This is a genomic window from Rhizobium sp. Root1334, from assembly GCF_001426665.1.
Classification (GTDB): Bacteria; Pseudomonadota; Alphaproteobacteria; order Rhizobiales; family Rhizobiaceae; genus Pararhizobium.
Map to the genome: position 1 here is coordinate 349,366 of NZ_LMEY01000012.1, position 20,870 is coordinate 370,235.

Sequence of the window (20,870 nt, forward strand, 5' to 3'; positions counted from 1 at the left end):
CATTCGGACGTAAGCAGTCCATCTGACAGTGACGTGCCGGCATCGCATCGCGATCCACATCAACCGTCCAAAGACAGCGGATGTGCCCCTCGTGCAATGCCGGCAATCAATCAGTAGCCGAGGCCCTTCTTTTCTTCGTAGACCTTCTGCGGATCGTCAGCCTGGGTGTAGAGCTTCGATTCCGTCTGGATCCACTTGGCCGGCTTGGTGCCATCCTTCAGGAACGCATCGAGTGCATCGAATGCCGGACCGGCCATGTTCGGCGTCAACTCAACTGTGGCGTTGGCTTCACCAGCTGCCATCGCCTGGAAGATATCCGGAACCGCGTCGATGGAGACGACGAGAATATCCGTTCCCGGCTTCAAGCCGGCTTCCTTGATCGCCTGGATGGCGCCGACGGCCATATCGTCATTGTGGGCGTAGAGCGCGCAGATATTCTTGCCGCCGTCTTCCGCCTTCAGGAAGCTTTCCATGACTTCCTTGCCCTTGGTACGCGTAAAGTCGCCGGTCTGGCTGCGGACGATCTTGAGGTTGTCATAGCCTTTCAGCGCCTCTTCGAAGCCCTTCTTGCGGTCGATAGCCGGAGAGGAACCTGTGGTGCCCTGCAGCTCGACGACGTTGCATTGCTTGCCGCCGACCTTGTCGACCAGGAACTTGCCGGCAACGTTGCCCTCATGAACAAGATCGGATGTGACGGCCGTGAGGTAGAGATCGTCCTTCGAATCCACCGTGCGATCGAGAAGGATGACCGGGATTTCGGCATCCTTGGCTTCCGTCAGGACTTCATCCCAACCGGTGGCGACAACCGGGGCGATCAATATGGCATCAACGCCCTGTGCGATGAATGACCGCAAGGCTTTGATCTGGTTTTCCTGTTTCTGTTGCGCATCGGCGAATTTCAGGTCGATGCCGCGCTTTTCCGCCTGTTGCTTGGTCAAGGTGGTTTCGGCCGCGCGCCAGCCGGATTCGGAGCCGATCTGCGAAAAGCCGATCGTCAGGTCGGCGGCAGAGGCCGAACCGAACATGCAGGCAGCCAGAACCGTGGCACAGCTAAGTGCAGTCTTGATTTTCATGATTTCCTCCCAAAAAGCTGCTCCTCAGCAGCTTGAATAAAAAATCATACTATATTATTTATGTAAACAGTTTTTGCGCGTCTTTAAGCAAATTCACATAGTCCAGAATCGAAAAAGGGCGGCCTTGCGGCCACCCTTTCCGATTGCAACGATGGGTGCCGGATTATTGCGGCAGTTTGTCGTCAACGCCTTCGACGTAAAAGTTCATGCCGAGCAGCGTGCCGTCATCCGAGGATGCGCCGGCGGCCAGCCATTCGGAACCGTCCTGCTTCTTCAGCGGGCCGGTGAAAGGCTTCAGTTCACCCGACTCGATCTTCTTCTGGGTCTCTTCCGCCATCGCCTTCACGTCATCCGGCATGTTGGTATAGGGCGCCATGCTCAGGATGCCGTCCTTCAGGCCGTCCCAGCTCGACTGGGTTTCCCACTTACCGTCGAGGAAGAGCTGCGTGCGCTTGATGTAATAGGCGCCCCAGGTATCAACGATCGCGGTCAACTGTGTTTCCGGACCAGCCTTGATCATATCGGAGGCCTGGCCGAAAGCCTTGATGCCGCGTTCGGCAGCAACCTGCATCGGTGCGGTCGTGTCGGTGTGCTGCGTCAATACGTCGACGCCCTGGTCGATCAGCGCCTTTGCAGCATCAGCTTCCTTGCCGGGGTCGAACCAGGTGTTTGCCCATACGACCTTGATCTTGAAATCCGGGTTAATCGAGCGGGCGCCGGTGACGAAGGCATTGATGCCCATGACCACTTCCGGGATCGGGAAGGAAGCGATGTAACCGGCAACGCCCTTCTGAGAGATCTTTGCGGCGATCTGACCCTGAATATAACGGCCCTCGTAGAAACGGCTGTTATAGGTCGCAAGGTTTGGCGCCGTCTTGTAGCCGGTCGCATGTTCGAACTTAACATCCGGGAATTTTGCGGCAACCTTGACGGTCGCATCCATGAAGCCGAACGACGTGGTGTAGATCAGGCCGCAGCCGGAGCGTGCCAGGCGCTCGATGGCGCGCTCGGCATCCGGGCCTTCCGGAACGCTTTCGAGGAACTGGGTTTCGATCTTGTCGCCGAGCGCCTTTTCAAGCTCCAAACGGCCAATATCGTGTGCCTGAGTCCAGCCGCCGTCGGTCTTTGAGCCGACATAGACGAAGCAGACCTTTGCCTTGTCGGCAGCGTAGGCGCCGGCGGAAAAGCCGATGACCGCTGCTGTCGTGGCGAGTGCGAAAAGTAGTTTTTTCATTTTGACCTCTGTAGGTTTGGTTTACGTCGTTGTTCTTGTTTACCGGTCCGGCACAAAGGACTTGCCGAGCGACGCCGGCGTATTGATCAATGTCATGCGTCGATTGTGCGAGATGAGAATGAGTACGATAATTGTCGCCAGATAGGGAAGAGCGGAAAGAAACTGCGAGGGAATGCCGATGCCGAAGGCCTGGGCATAGAGCTGACTGATCGATACGGCGCCAAACAGATAACCGCCGGCCACGATCCGCCATGGCCGCCAGGAGGCAAATACCACTAGCGCCAGCGCGATCCAGCCACGCCCGGCCGACATGTTTTCCGCCCATTGCGGCGTATAGACCAGCGATAACTGAGCGCCGGCCAGACCGGCGCAGGCACCGCCGAACATCACGGCCAGATAGCGCGTGCGGATGACATTGATGCCGAGCGCATGCGCTGAAGCGTGGCTATCGCCGACGGACCGGAGTTTCAGGCCAGCACGGCTTTTGAACAGGAACCAGTTGACGCCGGCGACCAGCGCTATCGACAGATAGAAGATCAGATCCTGCTTGAACAGGACGGGGCCCAGAAACGGGATATCCGAGAGGACCGGAAAGACGATCTGCGGCAGTTTGATCCCGGATTGCCCGAGATAGGGTTCGGCGATCATGCTGGAAACACCGAGCCCCAGGATGGTCAAGGCCAGCCCTGTCGCCACCTGATTGGCAACCAACGTCAAGGTGAGGAAACCGAACAGCAGCGAAAACAGCGCGCCCGCCGCGATACCGGCGAGAATGCCGATATAGGGAGATCCGGTGACCTGCGTGGCGATGAAGCCGCAGGCCGCCCCCATGACCATCATGCCCTCGACGCCAAGATTGAGGACGCCGGACCGCTCGGTGACCAGTTCGCCGATCGCCGCGAGGACCAAGGGAGTCGCCGCCGTGATAATGGTCAGCAGCATCGCTTCGAAAATTCCCATCAGCGTATCCCCTTACCGGCCGTCTCGCTCAGGTCGTACCACATCATCCTGATCTTGTAGTGGATGAGCGTGTCGCAGGAGAGCACGAAGAACAGCAGGAGCCCCTGGAATACCCGGATCGGCTTGTCGGAAATCTGCAGCGAAACCTGCACCGCCTCGCCACCGAGATAGGTCAGCGCCAGCACAAGCCCGGCAACCACAATCCCGAGTGGATTGAGGCGTCCGAGGAAGGCAACAATGATCGCAGTAAAGCCGTAGCCGGGTGAAATCACCGGCCGTAGCTGCTGGATCGCGCCGCTGACCTCAGCAATGCCCGCAAGACCCGCCAGAGCGCCAGAGAGCAGCATGGAAAACCAGATCATCTTGCGCGACGAAAAACCGGCGAAACGCCCTGCCCGCTGCGATTGGCCAAGCACGGTGATCTCGAAACCCTTCAGCGTGTAGCGCATCATGAACCAGACCAGGATCGCCGCGATAATCGCGAAGCCAAAGCCCCAATGCGCCCGTCCGGACGCGATCATTTCAGGCAGGATGGCGGTTGCGTCGAAGGTCCGGGTTTCCGGAAAATTCATGCCGCCCGGATTGCGCCAGGGGCCGCGCACCAGCCAATCGAGAAACAGCTGCGCGACGTAGACCAGCATCAGGCTGGTGAGGATTTCGTTGGTGTTCAGATGTGCCTTGAGGAAAGCCGGAATGCCCGCAAACAGCGCACCGCCCAGCATGCCGAGCAGCATCATCAGCGGCAGAACCAGCGGCGATTGCCATTCATAGAACACGACGGGCAGGATCGACCCGGCGATCGCCCCCATGATGAACTGACCTTCGGCGCCGATATTCCAGTTGTTCGAACGATAGCAAACGGAAAGACCGACAGCGATGAGTATGAGCGGCGCTGCCTTGATCGCCAGTTCGTGCAGCGACCAGACCTCCGTCAGAGGCTCGATGAAGAAGCTGTAAAGGGCGGCGATCGGGTCCTTGCCGAGCATCATGAACATGATGCCGCCGAAAATGAGCGTCAGCCCGAGCGCGATGAACGGCGACAGGATGGAAAACAGCTTGGAGACGTCAGGGCGCCGTTCCAGTTCAATGCGCATGCGCCGTCTCCGCAGTCTCGGTCTTGCCATACATGCCGCCCATCAACAGTCCGATTTTTTCGCGCGACAGTTCCGATGCCGGATAGATATCGGAAAGTTTGCCTTCGCTGATCACCGCAATTTCCGTCGCCACTTCGAAGATTTCATCAAGGTCCTGGCTGATAACAAGGACTGCGGAACCGGATTTAGCCAGATCGACAAGCGCCTGCCGGATACGGCTGGCCGCACCTGCATCCACCCCCCAAGTCGGCTGATTGACGATCAACACCGTCGGCTGACGGTCGAGTTCGCGGCCGACAATGAATTTCTGCAGATTGCCACCCGACAGGGAACCGGCTGGTGGATTTTCGCCGCTCTTGCGCACATCCATTGCTGAGGAAATACGCTTCGCCGCCATTTTGACTGCATCCTGGCGGATCAGCCCGAGCGGACCGCCGCCGAGAAAGGCGCGCCGGTCGGACTGGCTACGGGCAAGGATGAGGTTGTCGGAGAGCGACAGCGCCGAAACGGCAGCATGTCCATGCCGCTCCTCCGGCACGAAACTCGCCCCCATCAGCCGGCGGGCATTGATGCCGCGCGTACCGACCGGTTTGTCCGAGATCAGAATGACATCATCGCTGGCGACAGGATATTCGCCGGACAGCGCGTCGAAAAGCTCTCCCTGCCCGTTGCCCGCAACACCGGCAATCGCCAGCACTTCTCCGGCATGCACCTTCAGACAGATGTTCTTCAGGGCAACGGCAAAAGGCGTTCTGGCAGCGGCGGACAGATGGCGAGCCTCAAGCTTGACGGTACCCTTTGAATTTGTGCCTTCGGCACTGACATGCGCGACATCACTGCCGACCATCATACGGGCCAGCGAGGATGGAGTTTCCTGGCGTGGATCGCAGGCGCCGGTCACCTTGCCATGGCGCAGAACAGTGGCGCGGTCGCAGATGCGCTGCACCTCTTCCAGCCGGTGGCTGATATAAAGCACCGAGCGCCCCTCGGCTTTCAGCTTGTTCAATGTTTCGAACAGCCGGTCGGCCTCCTGCGGCGTCAGCACCGAAGTCGGCTCGTCGAGAATGATCAGCTTCGGGTTCTGCAGCAAGGCGCGGACGATTTCGATTCTCTGGCGCTCGCCTACCGACAAGTCGGCCACATGCGCATGCGGATCGAGCGGAAGTCCATAGGCATGCGAAAGGTCGGACGCTTCCTTGGCGATCTTTGCCAACGACACGCCGGGATCCATCGACAGGGCAATATTTTCAGCGACGGTCAGTGCTTCAAACAGCGAAAAATGCTGAAACACCATGCCGATGCCGAGCTTGCGGGCGGCACTGGGGCTGGTGATGCGCACCGGCTGCCCCTGCCAGACGATCTGGCCGCTGGTGGGCGCAAGCACACCGAACAGCATCTTGACCAGTGTCGACTTGCCGGCGCCATTCTCGCCGAGAAGTGCGTGAATTTCGCCCGGTCTAATATCGAGATTGATTCCGTTACAGGCCGCGAATGTGCCGAACAGTTTTGTCAGTTGGCCAACAGCCAGCAATAGACTGTTGGCGGGTTGTCCCTCAGCCGACACGCCGCCCCTCTTTTCTCATTCTCTGCTGCCCTGGCTGCCTCTCCGGCTTGTCTCAGGGAATCAGCAATGTTGTTCCGCTCGTTTTTCTTGCTTCCAGATCTGCATGCGCCTGACTTGCATCGGCAAGCGCATACGTCTGGTTGATATTGATACGCACTTTGCTGCTTTGCACAACATCAAACAAGGAGTTTGCACATGCCTCCAGCGCCGCCCGTGTGGAAACATAGCTGAACAGGGTCGGCCGTGTTGCAAACAGCGAGCCCTTTTGCGCCAGGATGCCGATATTGACGCCCTCCACCGGGCCTGAAGAATTGCCAAAACTCACCCAGAGGCCGCGCGGCTTGATGCAATCGAGCGAGGCCGGATAGGTATCCTTGCCGACAGAATCATAAACCACGTCGACACCCTTGCCGCCGGTGATCTCCTTGACCGCGCTGACAAAATTGTCGGTGCGGTAGTTGATGACATGGTCGTATCCATGAGCCAGCGCCAGATCGATCTTGTCCTGCGAACCCGCAGTTCCGATGACCGTCGCACCGAGCGCCTTGGCCCATTGGCCAGCGATCAGGCCGACACCGCCCGCGGCCGCGTGAAACAGAAGCGTGGTTTCCGGCCCGACCTTGAAGGTCTGATTGAGCAGGTACTGCGCCGTCATGCCCTTCAGCATCATTGCCGCCGCCGTTTCCAGCGTGATGCCATCAGGCACCTTCACCAGCTGCGAAATCTCGATATTGCGCTCGCTCGCATAGGCTCCATCGGAGGATGCGTAGGCTACCCGGTCACCAACCGAAAAGCTGCTGACATTATCGCCGACCGCCGTGACAATGCCCGCGCCCTCTTTACCCGGAATGAAGGGAAGTCCTTCGGCCGACTTGTAGAGGCCTGTACGAAAATAGACGTCAATGAAATTCACGCCGACCGCGACCTGGCGGATCTGCACTTCGCCCGGCCCTGGGGCAGAAAGCGTTACACCTTCAATTTTGAGAACTTCCGGTCCGCCAAGTGTGCGCACCATGATGGCCTGTGCCATGAAACCTCCTCAACCCCGTCCAAGCCGGGGAAATATCTGCAAGACGAAACCGATGACATAGAGATAGATGCCGGTACCGACGACGCCGGCCACGACCCAGGCAGGAGTGTCGAAATGCAAAAGCAGCGCGTAGCCGCTGAGCACCGACCAGACAGCAAAGACGGCCAGATTGAGCGGCCGCAGGCGCTTGACGCGCACCGGGTGCAGGAAACTGATCGGCATGAAGGTCAGGACAACTGATACGGCGACGACGATCGAGGCCGCCAGTTCGCTGGCATCGATGACGAACAGCGTGAACACCACCATGTTCCAGACGACCGGGAAGCCGGAGAAGAAATACTCGTCCGTCTTCATACCCATGTCGGCATAATAAATCGCACTCGACATGACGATGGCACCGGCGGCAAAGAACGACCATGGTTCACCGATCATGCCGCTCTGATAGAGCGCAAAGGCAGGAAGAAGCACATAGGTGACATAGTCGATGACATTGTCGAGCGTATCGCCGGACCAGTTCGGCAGCACTTCCTTGACGCGAACCTTGCGGGCAATCGGCCCGTCGATGCCATCGACGGCAAGAGCCAGACCCAACCACCAGAACATATCGACGAATCGGTGCTCGGCTGCAGCAACCACGCCCAAAAAGGCGAGGAATGATCCGGATGCGGTGAGAATATGAACGGAAAATGCGCGAATTTCCGCGTAGGGCACGCGCTTGTAGTTAAAAAACTTCATCGGCAGACGCACCCTGTCCTTACTCTGCGCTTTCCTTGGAAGCATGCTGAACCGGCCGTTTCACTAGCCCACGCTCCCGTACCCGCACTGTTGCGCGGGTGTTGGCGGTAATATGCACCGTTTGCGTTTGGCTGCCAGCAAAAATCACCTAACGCCGCAAAAGCACAAGAATCAGCTGTGGATGCGACGTGCATCTGCGCCATTTCACCCCATTTCCTTCGCAGCCGCCGACAGTTAAGATCGAACCCTCAACAGATACATGCACGGGAAGCGGACGCCATGGAGCACTTTGAAATCGCAGTCGTCGGTGCGGGGCTCGCCGGATCTCTGGCAGCGCTTGCGGTTGCCGATACCGGCCGCAGCATCGCGCTGATTGCGCCGGTGGCTGGCAAAGCCGATGGACGGACTACGGCGCTGATGGATCAATCAATTGAGCTCGTGCGGAAACTTGGCCTCTGGCAGGCCGTTGCGCCATTGGCAGCCCCTCTTTCCAGCATGCGGATCATCGACGCAACAAACCGGCTGCTGCGCGCGCCGACAGTGACCTTTCACGCCGCAGAAGTCGGACTAGAGGCATTCGGATACAATATTCCCAACGCTCCCTTCCTTACCCTCCTGGAACAGGAAACAGCCAAACGGCCGACGTTCACGCGTCTTGTTGCGAGCCTGGCGCAGGTCGAATTTGAACCCGAGCGCGCCGTGCTGACGCTCGATGATGGGCGCACCATCACGGCCAGCCTTGTGATCGGCGCCGACGGCCGGAAATCCGGCGTACGCGCGGCCGCCGGTATCGAGGTGCGCAACTGGTCCTATCCGCAAAGTGCGCTTGTGCTCAATTTCTCCCATCAGGTGCCCCACCAGAACATCTCGACGGAATTCCACACACCGCACGGCCCGTTTACGCAGGTTCCATTGCCCGGTGGTTTGCGATCCAGCCTTGTCTGGGTTCAGAAACCGGAAGACACCGAAGCGGCGCTGGCCCTTTCGCCTGACGCTCTGGCATTGGCGGTGGAACAGCGCATGCAATCCATGCTCGGGAAAGTGGTTATAGAAGGTGCGGCCCAGTCATTCCCGCTCTCCGGCATGACTGCCCACGCCTTCGGCAAGGGCCGGGCGGTCCTGATCGGCGAAGCCGCCCACGCCTTCCCGCCTATTGGTGCACAGGGACTGAATCTCAGCCTGCGCGACATCATGGCCGCCCTATCGCTGCTCGGATACTCACCTGTTCCTGACGATTTTGGCGGCCGTTATGACCGCAAACGGCGCGCCGACATTCTCAGCCGCACCGTCAGCGTCGATCTGCTCAATCGCTCCCTCTTGTCTGACTTCCTGCCCGTACAGATGCTGCGTGCTGCAGGCCTGCAGGCTTTGGCAAGTGTAGCGCCGCTGCGCAATCTGATGATGCGCGAGGGGATCAATCCAGGCAGTGCGCTGCAATCCCTGCGTGGTGCGTTACGGGAAAAGATCGGCCGGAAGAGCGCCTGAACTGATCAGATAGAGCAGCATCGTCACCGTCGCCACCGAAAGGACGGTGGTGATCAGGATCGTTGCCGACGCCCGCTCCTGCCAGACTCCGTATTGCTGGCCGATGACAAAGACGTTGGTCGCCGTCGGCAACGCGGCCAGAAGCACAGCTGTCTGCACCCAGACCGGCTCGAAATTGCCGGCAAGGCTCATGACCAGATACATCAGCACCGGGTGCAGGATCAGCTTTGCGGGAACGATATAGCCAATCTCGGCAGGGATGCGTTTCAGCGGCCGCAGCGCCAGCGTCACGCCCATGGCAAACAGCGCGCAGGGTGCAGCCGCCTGCGCCAGATAATCGATCAGGCGTTGAACGGGCAGCGGCGGCTGAAACGCAAAATAGGCTGCAATCACGCCCGCAATTGTCGAGAGAATGAACGGGTGCAGCAGGATTTTTTTCGCAATCCCCAGCGTCAGCATGCCGGCTGGCCGTTTGTCGCCGCCAGCGAGCGCCATCATTGCCGGCGCCACCATGAAATGCAGCACGTTTTCGAAGCAGAAGATCAGCGCAACCGGCACTGCAGCCGGTTCACCCAGCGCCAGCAAGGTCAGCCCCGGCCCCATGTAGCCGATATTGCCATAGGCTCCAGCCAGCCCTTGAACGGTTGATTCCGCCAGCGAATTGCGGCGAATGAGGTAGCCTGCGCCGAAGACAAGCGCAAAAATCGTGTAGGTGACACCCATCGAGGTGAAGACGAAATCGAAGCGCGTCAACTGCTCGATCGGCGTCTTTGAAACCAGCTTGAAGAACAATGCCGGCAGCGACACGTAGATGATGAAGATATTGAGCCAGCCCATGGCATCGCCAGCGCCCTCGCCCGCCGGACGGCGAGCCAGCTTCGCAGTCAGATAGCCAACGAAGATCAGGCCGAAGAACGGCAGTACCAAACCCGCTATTTCAGCCATTCTACACTCGACCTCTGTTTGAGGTTCGTGCTTAACCGATTTGCATCAGGACTGGAAAGGTTTCCTGGAACCAGATCGCCATCGAACTGATGAAGCCGAAGACGAAGGCAAGGCCAGCGAGAATCAGCAGCACACCCATCAGCTTTTCCACCAGACCGAGATGGCGGCGGAAGCGCGACAGGAACTTCATGAAGGCGCCGGAAAACCCGGCGGCGATCCAGAACGGAATGGCCAGCCCCAGTGAATAGACCGCCAGAAGCATGGCGCCATCGGTCACCGTATCGCGCGCAGCAGCAACGCCAAGAATGGTGCCAAGCACCGGACCGATGCACGGCGTCCATCCGAACGCAAAGGCAAGCCCCATGATATAGGCGCCCGACAGCGTGGCCGGCTTGCCGTTGCCTTGAAAACGCGCCTCGCGCCCGAGAATGCCGATCCGGAACACACCGAGGAAATGCAGGCCCATAATGATGATGACGATACCGCCAATGCGCGAGAGGATGTCGATATGCTGGCGCAGTAGCAAGCCGATACTGGATGCCCCGGCCCCCAGCGCCACGAAAACAGTGGCAAACCCGAGCGTAAACAGAAATGCCGCACCAAACACCGCGCGCCGGGTGCCCGTGGACGCGACCTGCGTTTCGCCGCCACGGAACTGGTCGACCGATATGCCCGCCATATAACAGAGATAGGGCGGCACCAGCGGCAGAACGCATGGCGACAGAAAGGACAGCGCGCCCGCCAGAACGGCGGTCCAGATGGAAATATCAGCGATGGACACCAGTCAAAAACTCCAGCCTGCAATAAGCCCGGCCGTCTTAGCGCCGAAGCAGGTGTCAAACCAATCACCTTTTGGCGATCTCCTTGGAAAACATCGTTTTTGCACTTTTGCCCGTTTTTTTGGGTTGACCAAAACAAGCCCGCTGTGCATATGTCCGCCCACTTCCGCCGGACATAACAGACCGGTCTTGGGAGAGCGTAGCTCAGCCGGTAGAGCAACTGACTTTTAATCAGTAGGTCCAGGGTTCGAATCCCTGCGCTCTCACCATATTTTCCAAAATTATCAAGAGCATAAGTATTGGTGTTCGGATGTTTTCCCTCCGGATAACCTAGGTCGACGGTCCATAACCGGCGCGCCCGCCGATTGCTGCCGTGACGACATGCCGACCGCCCCCACGCCATAAGTGGTGCCTTCAGGATTCGCCCAAACTGAAAACCAAGCTTCGCCCCCAGCTTGCACCCGCACTGGACAATTGCACGCATTGCATGGATGCTGAGACCGTCTGGTGAAACTGTGAGTTTGGAGCAAAAGGAATTGCCATGAAGAAACTTGTCGCTGCGGTTGGAATCATTGTTGCTCTATCGTCCTGCACGGCGACGGAGCGGGGAACCGCGATCGGTGCAGGCTCCGGCGCCATCATCGGCGGCGCTGTCAGCAATAGCTGGGGCGGCGCGGCTATCGGCGCAGTGGCGGGTGGCGTTGTGGGCAACCTCATTGGCCGTTCCCAGGAACGTCAAGGCTATTGCATCTATCGTGACCGCAATGGACGGCGCTACGAGGCGCGCTGCTGATAGAAAATCGGCGTTTTTTTCTGGGCTTGCGCGAGCGGCGCCTCGAAGGGCGCCGCGCATGGCGTGAACAGTCCGCATGGACACTGTTGGGCTGGTGCTACCGCGATTTCGACCATGAGCCCACAGGCGAATGAAATCCAACCCTCCACCCACCGGCGTTCTTGGTAAAGGATCCGGCTATATAGCTTTGATCACTGACGACGCGATCCATGTCGCGTTTATAGACCCGTGAAAGAAAAACAGCGTCACCGGTAAGGTAACGCCGTTCATGTTTCCGTTGGCCTGTTTGACTGGGACAACTCCGGTCCGGGAACCTTTCGCCTGTCAGCCGCGGCGGTAGTAGCCCGGCCGTTCCGGGTTATATTCCGGAACTTCGCAGCGTGGATCATTGCGGCAGCGGCGGTCATCATCCCCCCGGCCCTCGCGGTCGCGCCAATCCGCGCGCCCTTCATTATTTCTGCGATCGCTACGGCGGTATTCCCGGTCTTCCGAATAGTCGGCTCTATCGCGCCAGCGCTCATTGCGGTTGTAGCGCTCGGAATAATCGCGCGGGCGTGAATAGTAGCCGTTGTCTTCGTAGGAAACGCCTTCGCTGACGCAGCCGGCAAGCATCAGGGTTGAAAGGCCGATTGCGGTGGCCACTATCAGTGTTTTCATTGTCGTTGCTCTCTCCATTCACGCGAGAGATATGGCCGCTGCAGGAGCACAGCAAGAGGCAATGATCATCGCCCCCTTTCTGTTTGAGCAATTCCCCAAAATTGGCGCAGCCTCCCAAGACGGCCAAGCGCGTGGATGGCCAAAGCAGACTACAGTCCCATCACCGGCGGCCTTGGCGCAATTTCATGGGGCTGCCGCCATATTGACGTTTGAAGGCGCGCGAGAAGGACGAAAGGCTGTCAAAACCGCAGCGAAGCGCGACTTCGCGGATACCGAGTTGCGTATCGCTGACCAGCCGGTGAGCCGTCTGCAGCCTCAGCCGCAGATAGTAACTTCCAGGACTGATGCCGAGCGCCCTGGCAAACCGCATTTCCAGCTGGCGCTGTGATTGCCCGGCCCGCAGCGCAAGGGCTGACATCGACAAGGGCCGGTCGAGTGTCCGTTCCATCAGGCGGATTGCCCGGGCAAGGTCCGGATCGCGCGCCTCCATGCGACCAAGCGACACCAGCGGCTGCGCATCCGTCGCAGCATGTGTCTCGTCGTAGACAAAGATGCTCGCCACATCGAGCGCGACCGATGAGCCAAATTGCTGCCGGATAAGGTGCAGCATCATATCGAAGGTCGGCGATGCACCGCCGGATGTCCAAAATTTTCCGTCGGTCACAAACCGGTCGGCCTTGACGGAAACATCCGGAAAAGTCAGAGCGAAATCCTCCAGTTCTTCCCAGTGGGCCGTCGCGGTGCGCCCATTGATCAGCCCGCAGCGCGCCAGGAGCCAGCATCCCGATTCGATGCCGGCGACGACCGAAAAATGCCGCGCGCTCGCCTGAAGGCTGGCGATGAACGGCTTTTGCGCATGGCGCTCCAGATTGAAGCCGCCGATGATCAAAAGGCAGTCCCCCTGTACCCGCGCCGAAAACGCCCCGGCCACAGCGATGACGACGCCGCAGGTGAGAAGAACAGGCTCGCCATCGGGAGACAGGATTTTCCAGTCGAACAGAGTTTTACCCGCCACCCGGTTGGCGGCGCGTATCGGGTCCAGCACAGAGGCCAGCGACATGATCGATGATTCGGGCAGCACCACGATCACGACCGTCACAGTGTGATCGGAATGCGCAGATGGTCGATCGGAAGTCGCAAGTGCAGACATCCGAAAAATGTCAAATTTTCTGCGCTTTATGTCAAATGAATTGGCATCACTCAGGCATGATGCCCATGTAAGACCTCCTGTCCGCAACACTAGCTGCGGATGCCTGGAAATTCCCCCTACCGACCTTTACCGGACGGGTCGAATGGCAGCGATGCCTTCGACCCGTTTTTTAACGTCATTTCACGGTTCGTCGTTTCCTTCGGTGGCCTTCTCCCGTTCCACGGCGGCCGGCTTCGACTTGACCGCGACCAGAATCTTGCCGACGGCAAAAAGCACCGTCAGTCCGGCAGCAAGCGCAAAGGCCGCGATCAACCAGTGGCCGAAGCCAAGAGCCAGGCCAATCGCACCGGCAAGCCACATGCCGGCCCCCGTCGTCAGGCCCCGCACCTCGCCGCGGGAAAGGACGATCGTTCCCGCAGCAAGGAAAGCCACGCCGGCGGTGACGGCCTCGACCACGCGCAGCGGATCAATGCGCACCTGCTCGTCTGAAAGACCGGGCATATGCACGCTCTCGATTGAAATGATGGCGAACACAGCCGATGCCAAGCTGATGAGAATGTGAGTCCGTAAACCGGCGGCCTTATCCTGCGCCTCGCGCTCAAAACCGATCAGCCCGCCGAAGAAGATCGCACCGCAAAAACGGGCGACGATTACCGGATAGGGAATTTGCGTGGCAGGAAACATGTCGGCGAAAATCTGGTCCATGCGGCCTCAACGCGTGACGCAAAACATGGTTCCGGAGGCCATCCGGCACGAAAGCGGTGTAAGAACGCGTCCCGGGCGTTGGATCGAGCATACCAGTGAAAGGAACGAATCCGGCGATAGCGCGTTACTGCACCGGTTCAACGGAGGAAATTCACATGCTGCGCGCTGGTCTTCTTTGGTTCATGGGGGTCCCCCTCGTCGTCGTCATCCTGATCTGGATGCTGTATTTTTAACGCTGGAGACCATGATGACCAATCCACCCGTCCAACTCCCCATGCCGGCACATCGCGACACATCGAGTTACCGCAATTTCATGGTGCGGGAATTGCTGATCTGGCTCGTCGGTGTTCCCGTCCCGATTGCAGCGATCATCGGCGTCTTTGTTCTTTAGCCCTCATAAGTTCGGACCGGATGACAGCGGGTTGACCTGTGAACACCCTTCGATCATCCTTGACCCAAAAGGAGGGCGATCATGATTACAGGATCCCAGTGCCGCGCCGCCCGCGCACTTGTTGAAATATCGCGACAGCTCCTGGCAACACTATCCGGCATCGACGAAGACACGATCGCCCGCTTCGAACGAAAGCTGGAAACTCCGGCAGTGGAAACGATCGCTACACTTCAAACCACCCTGGAAAAAGCCGGAGCGATCTTCATACCGGAAGGTGAACGCGGCTTGGGTGTCCAGCTCAAATTCACCCGTTCGGAAGCCCGCCGTCTTTCCATTCTGGAAAGCGAAGGCGGCCTGGTCGCCAATGACGAGGTTCCCGGCGTTTAGATGAGTTGGCGCCCCCTCCAGGGCTCGAACGTGTGACAACCTGCTTAGAAGACCCGATAGATTAAGGGTCTTTCCAATTTGAGGTTTTTTATTCACTGGTGGCAGGAGGATTTGCCATGTGTGATCGAGTGCTGCTTTTGCAAACTCAAACAATTTCGGCGCATCGCCACACACGACGAGAAAACGGCGAGAAACTATCGGTCCATGATAGCGCTGGCGGTAACAATCCTATGGCTCAAATAACGATCCACACTTCCTAGGCCATCTTCTCTATCCGGGTGTGCCCAAAGGGATTCGCATCGCGCGGAGATTGCCCGGCGCCCTGCGACCATCACGGCCTTGGTGTGCCGAAGCGAGCGGGGGCCTTTGTCTTCGCACCATAAGCCAATTGCGGTCACCCATTCATCGGCGCATCGGATAACACCATATTCAATTGCTGTCTCACCGCCCAAACGGAAGTTGGAGACGGATTCTCACGACTGCGCCGATGAAAATAACATGAGTGTAAACTCCTAGTATTATTGTACTTTATTTACTCGGATACGTTGGTAGTATGAGCTAGGAATTGAACAGGGGCTGATTATGCAGGAGCCGTCCCACAGCAGTTCAGCGATAGTAAAATCGCCTACGAGGCGGCGTGAACTTCTGACGTTTTTTATTCTGGCGTTCGGCATATGGCCGATCATCGCGGTGGGTGTAGTGGCGAGTTACGGATTTGCCGTCTGGATATGGCAAATCATCTTCGGCCCACCCGGCCCCCTTGGGCATTGAAGGCGATGCGAACGGCGCCGACTACACGACGTTCGTTTCTGTTTGGCACATCGGCCAAGACAACCAACTTAATCTGTCCTCCAGGAACATCTCCACTCAGCCTTGAAGCGTGCACGGGCTGCGGCCTTTGTGTCGAACATTGTCCCACGCGGATCATCGTGTTGATCGATGACCTGCCAGCGCTCGACTTCTCGTCAGGCGAATGTACGTTTTGCGGTGAATGCAGTCTTGTCTGTCCTGAACCGGTCTTCGCTGCGGAGCCGCCGCATCGATTTCCCCATATTGCTGCCGTCACCGATGCCTGCCTTGCGAGGCGGGATATCGCTTGCCAGTCTTGCGGCGAGAGTTGCCCTGAGAGTGCCATCCGGTTTCGCCCGCGCCTCGGCAGCCCATTTTTACCTGAGATCAACGAGGAACTCTGCACGGGCTGCGGTGCGTGCATGCAGGTTTGCCCTGTGGGAGCATTCGAAACAAAGTCATGTGAACGGGACTCCGCCAATGCCTGAAGCACCCTCAAACTATCACATATCCAGTGCAGTGATCGCCACCTTGCCCAGGGCGACAGACCAACTCATCGCCGAACTGGCGAGAATGGAGAATGTCGAGGTTCACGGGCACGGAGGCGGAAAGATCATTCTTGTGATCGAAGGGACCAGCACCGGAATGATGGGTGATTGCCTAGCAAGGATATCGCTTCTCGACGGTGTCATATCCGCAAATATGGTTTTCGAGCATGTCGAAATGGAGAGCGTGGACAAATGACCGAAGGACTGACACGTCGTCACATTCTGAAGGCACATGCGGCCGGCATTGCCGCTGCCACCGCCGGCATCACCCTCCCCGCGGCCGCACAGCAAGTGCCCGGAGGGGTAGAGGCCTTGGAAATCAAATGGTCGAAGGCACCCTGCCGGTTTTGTGGAACCGGCTGCGGCGTGATGGTCGGCGTCAAGGAGGGGCAGGTTGTCGCCACCCACGGAGACATGCAAGCGGAGGTCAACCGTGGACTGAACTGCATCAAGGGCTATTTCCTTTCCAAGATCATGTACGGCGAGGACCGGTTGAAGACACCCCTGCTTCGCAAGAGTGGCGGGGTCTACGCCAAGGACGGCGAATTCGAGCCGGTGAGCTGGGACGAGGCTTTCGACGTGATGGCCCAGCAGGCCAAGCGCGTTTTGAAGGAAAAGGGCCCGACGGCGGTCGGCATGTTCGGCTCCGGCCAGTGGACGATTTTCGAAGGCTATGCCGCGACAAAGCTGATGCGCGCAGGCTTCCGCTCCAACAATCTTGATCCCAACGCTCGCCATTGTATGGCATCCGCCGCCGTCGCATTCATGCGAACGTTTGGCATGGACGAGCCGATGGGCTGCTATGACGACTTCGAAAACGCAGACGCATTCGTGCTTTGGGGCTCAAACATGGCCGAGATGCACCCGATTCTGTGGACCCGCATCGCCGATCGCCGCCTCGGCCACCCGCATGTTCGTGTCGCGGTTCTGTCGACGTTTACTCACCGCAGCATGGACCTCGCCGATATCCCGGTTGTCTTTACGCCCGGGACCGACCTTGTCATCCTGAACTACATTGCAAACCACATTATCCAGACCGGCCGGGTCAACGAAGCGTTCGTCCAGCAACACACCAAATTTGCCCGTGGCGCAACCGACATCGGCTATGGGCTGCGCCCGGACGATCCGGTGGAGGTGAACGCTGCCAATTCCTCCGATCCCGGCAAGACCGAACCGATGGATTTCGAGGCCTTCAAGGAATTCGTCGCCGATTACACGCTGAAGAAAGCCGCCAAGATGACCGGCGTGGAGCCGGAATTCCTCGAACAATTGGCAGAGCTCTACGCTGATCCGAAAACCAAGGTCATGTCGCTCTGGACCATGGGTTTCAACCAGCACGTCCGGGGCGTGTGGGCCAATCAGATGGTCTATAATATCCATCTGCTGACGGGCAAGATTTCTGAACCCGGCAACAGTCCGTTCTCGCTGACTGGCCAACCATCCGCTTGCGGCACGGCACGCGAAGTCGGGACTTTCGCCCACCGTCTGCCCGCCGACATGGTCGTCACCAATCCTGAGCATCGCAAACATACCGAGGAAATTTGGCGGATTCCTCATGGCATCATTCCCGAAAAGCCGGGATATCACGCTGTGCAGCAGGACCGGATGCTAAAGGACGGCAAGCTCAACTTTTACTGGGTGCAATGTAACAATAACGTCCAGGCCGCCCCCAACACCAGCAACGAGACCTATCAGGGCTATCGCAATCCGGAAAATTTCGTTGTCGTCTCAGACGCCTATCCGACAATCACGGCGATGAGCGCGGATCTCATATTGCCCGCGGCAATGTGGGTGGAAAAGGAAGGGGCATACGGCAACGCCGAACGGCGGACACATGTCTGGCATCAACTTGTGCAGGCATCTGGCGAGGCCCGTTCCGACCTCTGGCAGATGATGGAATTCTCCAAGCGGTTCACGACAGCCGATGTCTGGCCAGCCGAGATTCTCGAAACCAACCCCGGCTTTAAAGATAAGACGCTTTTCGATGTCTTGTTCCGCAACGGTGAAGTTGATCGCTTTCCTCTCAGCGAGGTCAATGCGGAGTACGACAATAACGAGGCAAAAGAGTTCGGCTTCTACGTGCAGAAAGGCCTGTTTGAGGAATATGCCGCATTCGGGCGTGGGCATGGTCATGACCTCGCGCCCTATGACGCCTATCACGAGGTCCGCGGGCTCCGTTGGCCCGTTGTGAATGGACAGGAGACAAAGTGGCGCTACCGCGAAGGGTATGACCCTTACGTGAAAGCTGGCGAAGGCGTGAACTTTTATGGTCAAAAGGACGGCAAAGCGATCATTCTTGCCGTACCGTACGAGCCGCCTGCGGAATCCCCCGACAAGGATTTCGATTTCTGGCTGGTGACGGGACGCGTGCTGGAACACTGGCATTCCGGATCGATGACCATGCGGGTACCGGAACTCTACAAGGCGTTTCCAGGCGCGCGCTGTTTCATGAATGCCGACGATGCGCGCAAGCGTGGCATAAATCAGGGCGCGGAAGTCCGCATCGTTTCCAGGCGCGGAGAAATCCGCACCCGCATCGACATCCGGGGCCGCAACAGGATGCCCGCGGGGGTTATCTTTGTCCCCTGGTTCGATGCCAGCCAGTTGATCAACAAAGTCACCCTCGACGCCACAGATCCCATCTCCAAACAGACGGATTTCAAAAAATGCGCGGTCAAGATTCAACTGGTCGTCTGATGCGGCCCGAATGGTTGGCAGTCATAGCCGGGATATTCGTGTTTATCGCGACGGCTGCGATTGCACAGGTTGCAACAAATAGCGTCCCGCAACTCCAGGGACAGACCCCTGCCATGGAGTCCGGAGCCGTCGCCGTCCTGCCCAAGTGGGTGGCGGACGACAAACGCAAGATGCGCGCCTATCCGGACCAGCCGCCGGTCATCCCCCATTCGATCGACGGCTACGAACTCTCGGTCAATGCGAACCGGTGCCTCACCTGCCACAAGCGGGAGTTCACTCAGGACTCCGGCGCGCCGATGATCAGCGTGACGCATTATATGACGCGGGATGGCCAGATGATCGCCGACGTTTCGCCCAGACGTTACTTTTGCACGGCCTGCCACGTCCCGCAGGCGGACGTACAGCCACTGGTACCTAACACCTTCAAAGACATGAGCGAGTTGGGATTCAAGCCGGCAGGAAGCGAGTAAGAAATGATCGCCTGGATCACGAAAATTGCCCAATGGGCACTGAGTATCATGACGACACCCGCCGGAACGCTCGGTCTTGGGTTCCTCACCTTGGGTGGCTTCATCGGCGGTGTCATGTTCTGGGGTGCGTTTAACACCGCTCTTGAAGTGACCAATACCGAGAAGTTCTGTACGGGCTGTCATGAAATGAAGACCAACGTGTATGAGGAACTGACGCGCACCGTCCACTTCTCCAACCGTTCTGGCGTGCGGGCGAGTTGTCCGGATTGTCACGTGCCACACAATTGGACGGACAAGATCGCCCGCAAGATGCAGGCGTCGAAGGAAGTCTGGGGCAAGATTTTCGGCACGATCAACACACGGTCGAAGTTTCTCGAACACCGTCTGGCGCTCGCGCAGAACGAATGGGCGCGGATGAAGGCCAACGACAGCCTCGAATGCCGCAACTGCCATTCATCCGTCGCGATGGACCTGCAGAAGCAGACCCAAAGAGCAGCGGACATCCATACCCAGTATCTGCTTACAGGAAAAGCAACGTGCATCGACTGCCATAAGGGTATCGCTCACGAGCTGCCCAACATGGAAGGTATCGACCCCGGCTGGAAAATGCCAAAGGAACTGGAGGGAAAGAAGATGGCCACAGATACGCCCGTCGAGGAGCTCCGGAAATTTGTGGCAGACGCACATGCCGGCTTGTTTTGAGCTTTTTATCTCCGCCGCTTGAGTATTACGAGAAGTTCGCTCGGAGAGCGTGCCACGGACGCCACAACTCGAATAGTAGACTGAGTGCTTCTAAGAACCGAAACTGTCGATATGAACGGCCAGCATGAAGGCGCGAGGCCGCCCGATCGAATTCCACACAAACATACCTTGTTCTGAGAAATGCGGCCCCGCTTTGCTGGATAACCATGGCGCGGGTTCGAATTTCCCGACCTGTGACGATGCTTCTATCGATTGCGAGATCGAACAGCGCGCGATCTCGCATACGGCCCCTCCCGGTCTCGGAAGAAGAAGGAGGAAGCTATGCTTAGGATCATCGATAAAACGAAGTCATACGCCGCGCGGGATTGGCGCAGAGCACTATTTGGCGACGCTGGAGGAAAGGGAAATTTCCGCTAGCAATTCAGACGCCGCCCAGACACATCGGCTCGCCAGGCGTTAGAAACGATCGGTGGATTGCCATCCCGTTCTATCCACCCACAAACAGCGCCACCAGCACCTCGTTGGTCACCGCAAATAGTCATTCAGATGCCGCGTTGCCTGTTGGCTACCCAGAAACTGCGGCTTGGTGGGCAATGCTAACAAACGCTTGAAATGAATTATAGTCCGACACATCACATGAGAATAAAGGTCATTGGGGAACCTTGGCTTTTTCGTAAATCAA

22 protein-coding genes, 1 tRNA gene and 1 pseudogene are annotated in these 20,870 nt (G+C 58.2%); 12 read left to right on the plus strand and 12 right to left on the minus strand.

The window, feature by feature from the left end:
• Nucleotides 1–110: 110 nt before the first annotated feature.
• From ytfQ to pcsA, 7 genes are all read right to left on the minus strand, one after another.
• Nucleotides 111–1,073, minus strand: coding sequence for a galactofuranose ABC transporter, galactofuranose-binding protein YtfQ (gene ytfQ / locus ASD36_RS15765; protein WP_060505367.1), 963 nt, complete (start codon nt 1,071–1,073; stop codon nt 111–113).
• 163 nt (nt 1,074–1,236) lie between these two features.
• Nucleotides 1,237–2,307, minus strand: coding sequence for a BMP family ABC transporter substrate-binding protein (locus ASD36_RS15770; protein WP_060505366.1), 1,071 nt, complete (start codon nt 2,305–2,307; stop codon nt 1,237–1,239).
• Between the two features lie 39 nt (nt 2,308–2,346).
• Entirely contained in the window at nt 2,347–3,267 is a 921-nt protein-coding gene (locus ASD36_RS15775; protein ID WP_060505365.1) for an ABC transporter permease, read from the minus strand.
• Nucleotides 3,267–4,361, minus strand: coding sequence for an ABC transporter permease (locus ASD36_RS15780; protein WP_060505364.1), 1,095 nt, complete (start codon nt 4,359–4,361; stop codon nt 3,267–3,269). Before ASD36_RS15780 ends, ASD36_RS15775 begins: the two co-directional genes overlap by 1 nt.
• Nucleotides 4,351–5,925 carry an ABC transporter ATP-binding protein gene (locus tag ASD36_RS15785; RefSeq protein ID WP_060505363.1) on the minus strand — a complete coding sequence of 525 codons (1,575 nt, stop codon included), beginning with the start codon at nt 5,923–5,925 and terminating at the stop codon, nt 4,351–4,353. The genes ASD36_RS15780 and ASD36_RS15785 overlap by 11 nt, the downstream gene beginning before the upstream one ends.
• 52 nt (nt 5,926–5,977) lie before the next feature.
• Nucleotides 5,978–6,955 carry a quinone oxidoreductase gene (locus ASD36_RS15790; RefSeq protein WP_060505362.1) on the minus strand — a complete coding sequence of 326 codons (978 nt, stop codon included), beginning with the start codon at nt 6,953–6,955 and terminating at the stop codon, nt 5,978–5,980.
• Nucleotides 6,956–6,964: 9 nt separating this feature from the next.
• Nucleotides 6,965–7,690, minus strand: coding sequence for a phosphatidylcholine synthase (pcsA, locus tag ASD36_RS15795; RefSeq protein WP_060505361.1), 726 nt, complete (start codon nt 7,688–7,690; stop codon nt 6,965–6,967).
• 279 nt (nt 7,691–7,969) lie between these two features.
• Here pcsA and ASD36_RS15800 point away from each other — a divergent pair, with 279 nt between their 5' ends.
• Complete coding sequence (locus ASD36_RS15800) at nt 7,970–9,175, plus strand: UbiH/UbiF family hydroxylase (protein ID WP_060505360.1); 1,206 nt, start codon at nt 7,970–7,972, stop codon at nt 9,173–9,175.
• Here ASD36_RS15800 and ASD36_RS15805 read toward each other — a convergent pair.
• On the minus strand, nt 9,143–10,120 hold the full coding sequence (locus tag ASD36_RS15805) for an AEC family transporter (RefSeq protein WP_060505359.1): 978 nt from the start codon (nt 10,118–10,120) through the stop codon (nt 9,143–9,145). The two genes, ASD36_RS15800 and ASD36_RS15805, sit on opposite strands and share 33 nt — an antisense overlap.
• A gap of 31 nt (nt 10,121–10,151) precedes the next feature.
• A complete protein-coding gene (locus ASD36_RS15810) occupies nt 10,152–10,901 on the minus strand; it encodes a cytochrome c biogenesis CcdA family protein (RefSeq protein WP_060505358.1) in 750 nt (249 codons plus the stop codon).
• 191 nt (nt 10,902–11,092) lie between these two features.
• Here ASD36_RS15810 and ASD36_RS15815 point away from each other — a divergent pair.
• Together ASD36_RS15815 and ASD36_RS15820 are read left to right on the plus strand one after the other, a co-directional pair.
• Nucleotides 11,093–11,168 (plus strand) — tRNA-Lys (locus ASD36_RS15815).
• 272 nt (nt 11,169–11,440) lie between these two features.
• Nucleotides 11,441–11,692, plus strand: coding sequence for a YMGG-like glycine zipper-containing protein (locus ASD36_RS15820; RefSeq protein WP_060505357.1), 252 nt, complete (start codon nt 11,441–11,443; stop codon nt 11,690–11,692).
• A gap of 324 nt (nt 11,693–12,016) precedes the next feature.
• Here ASD36_RS15820 and ASD36_RS15825 read toward each other — a convergent pair whose 3' ends face one another.
• The 3 genes from ASD36_RS15825 to ASD36_RS15835 all read right to left on the minus strand — a co-directional run bounded on the left by ASD36_RS15825 (nt 12,017) and on the right by ASD36_RS15835 (nt 14,204).
• Nucleotides 12,017–12,349, minus strand: a complete 333-nt coding sequence (locus ASD36_RS15825) for a hypothetical protein (RefSeq protein ID WP_060505356.1) — start codon at nt 12,347–12,349, stop codon at nt 12,017–12,019.
• Between the two features lie 160 nt (nt 12,350–12,509).
• Nucleotides 12,510–13,499, minus strand: a complete 990-nt coding sequence (locus ASD36_RS15830) for a GlxA family transcriptional regulator (RefSeq protein ID WP_060505355.1) — start codon at nt 13,497–13,499, stop codon at nt 12,510–12,512.
• A gap of 180 nt (nt 13,500–13,679) precedes the next feature.
• Nucleotides 13,680–14,204: an MgtC/SapB family protein gene (locus ASD36_RS15835; RefSeq protein WP_082512224.1), complete on the minus strand. Its 525-nt coding sequence runs from the start codon at nt 14,202–14,204 to the stop codon at nt 13,680–13,682.
• A gap of 247 nt (nt 14,205–14,451) precedes the next feature.
• Between ASD36_RS15835 and ASD36_RS31175 the strand changes: the two genes are divergently transcribed.
• The 9 genes and pseudogenes from ASD36_RS31175 to ASD36_RS15860 all read left to right on the plus strand — a co-directional run bounded on the left by ASD36_RS31175 (nt 14,452) and on the right by ASD36_RS15860 (nt 20,188).
• On the plus strand, nt 14,452–14,595 hold the full coding sequence (locus ASD36_RS31175) for a hypothetical protein (RefSeq protein ID WP_156393875.1): 144 nt from the start codon (nt 14,452–14,454) through the stop codon (nt 14,593–14,595).
• Between the two features lie 81 nt (nt 14,596–14,676).
• Nucleotides 14,677–14,982 (plus strand): hypothetical protein, encoded by a 306-nt coding sequence (locus tag ASD36_RS15840; RefSeq protein WP_060505354.1) that lies wholly within the window; start codon nt 14,677–14,679, stop codon nt 14,980–14,982.
• A gap of 123 nt (nt 14,983–15,105) precedes the next feature.
• Nucleotides 15,106–15,225 (plus strand): annotated as a pseudogene (locus ASD36_RS30185) (IS5/IS1182 family transposase); the annotation flags it as partial.
• Between the two features lie 339 nt (nt 15,226–15,564).
• On the plus strand, nt 15,565–15,753 hold the full coding sequence (gene napE / locus ASD36_RS30190) for a periplasmic nitrate reductase, NapE protein (RefSeq protein ID WP_082512222.1): 189 nt from the start codon (nt 15,565–15,567) through the stop codon (nt 15,751–15,753).
• A gap of 5 nt (nt 15,754–15,758) precedes the next feature.
• Complete coding sequence (locus ASD36_RS30195) at nt 15,759–16,259, plus strand: ferredoxin-type protein NapF (protein WP_082512243.1); 501 nt, start codon at nt 15,759–15,761, stop codon at nt 16,257–16,259.
• Entirely contained in the window at nt 16,252–16,515 is a 264-nt protein-coding gene (locus ASD36_RS15845) for a chaperone NapD (RefSeq protein ID WP_060505353.1), read from the plus strand. The genes ASD36_RS30195 and ASD36_RS15845 overlap by 8 nt, the downstream gene beginning before the upstream one ends.
• A complete protein-coding gene (gene napA, locus ASD36_RS15850) occupies nt 16,512–19,016 on the plus strand; it encodes a periplasmic nitrate reductase subunit alpha (RefSeq protein ID WP_060505352.1) in 2,505 nt (834 codons plus the stop codon). Before ASD36_RS15845 ends, napA begins: the two co-directional genes overlap by 4 nt.
• Nucleotides 18,986–19,486: a nitrate reductase cytochrome c-type subunit gene (locus tag ASD36_RS15855; RefSeq protein ID WP_060505351.1), complete on the plus strand. Its 501-nt coding sequence runs from the start codon at nt 18,986–18,988 to the stop codon at nt 19,484–19,486. The genes napA and ASD36_RS15855 overlap by 31 nt, the downstream gene beginning before the upstream one ends.
• A 3-nt stretch (nt 19,487–19,489) precedes the next feature.
• Nucleotides 19,490–20,188: a NapC/NirT family cytochrome c gene (locus ASD36_RS15860; protein ID WP_060505350.1), complete on the plus strand. Its 699-nt coding sequence runs from the start codon at nt 19,490–19,492 to the stop codon at nt 20,186–20,188.
• Nucleotides 20,189–20,870: the final 682 nt, after the last annotated feature.

What these genes read in the sequence shown, in the direction of transcription:
- ytfQ (WP_060505367.1), bottom strand. Translation starts at nt 1,073, where the DNA reads ATGAAAATCAAGACTGCACTTAGCTGTGCCACGGTTCTGGCTGCCTGC.
- ASD36_RS15770 (WP_060505366.1), bottom strand. Translation starts at nt 2,307, where the DNA reads ATGAAAAAACTACTTTTCGCACTCGCCACGACAGCAGCGGTCATCGGC.
- ASD36_RS15775 (WP_060505365.1), bottom strand. Translation starts at nt 3,267, where the DNA reads ATGGGAATTTTCGAAGCGATGCTGCTGACCATTATCACGGCGGCGACT.
- ASD36_RS15780 (WP_060505364.1), bottom strand. Translation starts at nt 4,361, where the DNA reads ATGCGCATTGAACTGGAACGGCGCCCTGACGTCTCCAAGCTGTTTTCC.
- ASD36_RS15790 (WP_060505362.1), bottom strand. Translation starts at nt 6,955, where the DNA reads ATGGCACAGGCCATCATGGTGCGCACACTTGGCGGACCGGAAGTTCTC.
- pcsA (WP_060505361.1), bottom strand. Translation starts at nt 7,690, where the DNA reads ATGAAGTTTTTTAACTACAAGCGCGTGCCCTACGCGGAAATTCGCGCA.
- ASD36_RS15800 (WP_060505360.1), top strand. Translation starts at nt 7,970, where the DNA reads ATGGAGCACTTTGAAATCGCAGTCGTCGGTGCGGGGCTCGCCGGATCT.
- ASD36_RS15805 (WP_060505359.1), bottom strand. Translation starts at nt 10,120, where the DNA reads ATGGCTGAAATAGCGGGTTTGGTACTGCCGTTCTTCGGCCTGATCTTC.
- ASD36_RS15820 (WP_060505357.1), top strand. Translation starts at nt 11,441, where the DNA reads ATGAAGAAACTTGTCGCTGCGGTTGGAATCATTGTTGCTCTATCGTCC.
- ASD36_RS15825 (WP_060505356.1), bottom strand. Translation starts at nt 12,349, where the DNA reads ATGAAAACACTGATAGTGGCCACCGCAATCGGCCTTTCAACCCTGATG.
- ASD36_RS15830 (WP_060505355.1), bottom strand. Translation starts at nt 13,499, where the DNA reads ATGTCTGCACTTGCGACTTCCGATCGACCATCTGCGCATTCCGATCAC.
- ASD36_RS15835 (WP_082512224.1), bottom strand. Translation starts at nt 14,204, where the DNA reads ATGGACCAGATTTTCGCCGACATGTTTCCTGCCACGCAAATTCCCTAT.
- ASD36_RS31175 (WP_156393875.1), top strand. Translation starts at nt 14,452, where the DNA reads ATGACCAATCCACCCGTCCAACTCCCCATGCCGGCACATCGCGACACA.
- ASD36_RS15840 (WP_060505354.1), top strand. Translation starts at nt 14,677, where the DNA reads ATGATTACAGGATCCCAGTGCCGCGCCGCCCGCGCACTTGTTGAAATA.
- napE (WP_082512222.1), top strand. Translation starts at nt 15,565, where the DNA reads ATGCAGGAGCCGTCCCACAGCAGTTCAGCGATAGTAAAATCGCCTACG.
- ASD36_RS30195 (WP_082512243.1), top strand. Translation starts at nt 15,759, where the DNA reads ATGCGAACGGCGCCGACTACACGACGTTCGTTTCTGTTTGGCACATCG.
- ASD36_RS15845 (WP_060505353.1), top strand. Translation starts at nt 16,252, where the DNA reads ATGCCTGAAGCACCCTCAAACTATCACATATCCAGTGCAGTGATCGCC.
- napA (WP_060505352.1), top strand. Translation starts at nt 16,512, where the DNA reads ATGACCGAAGGACTGACACGTCGTCACATTCTGAAGGCACATGCGGCC.
- ASD36_RS15855 (WP_060505351.1), top strand. Translation starts at nt 18,986, where the DNA reads ATGCGCGGTCAAGATTCAACTGGTCGTCTGATGCGGCCCGAATGGTTG.
- ASD36_RS15860 (WP_060505350.1), top strand. Translation starts at nt 19,490, where the DNA reads ATGATCGCCTGGATCACGAAAATTGCCCAATGGGCACTGAGTATCATG.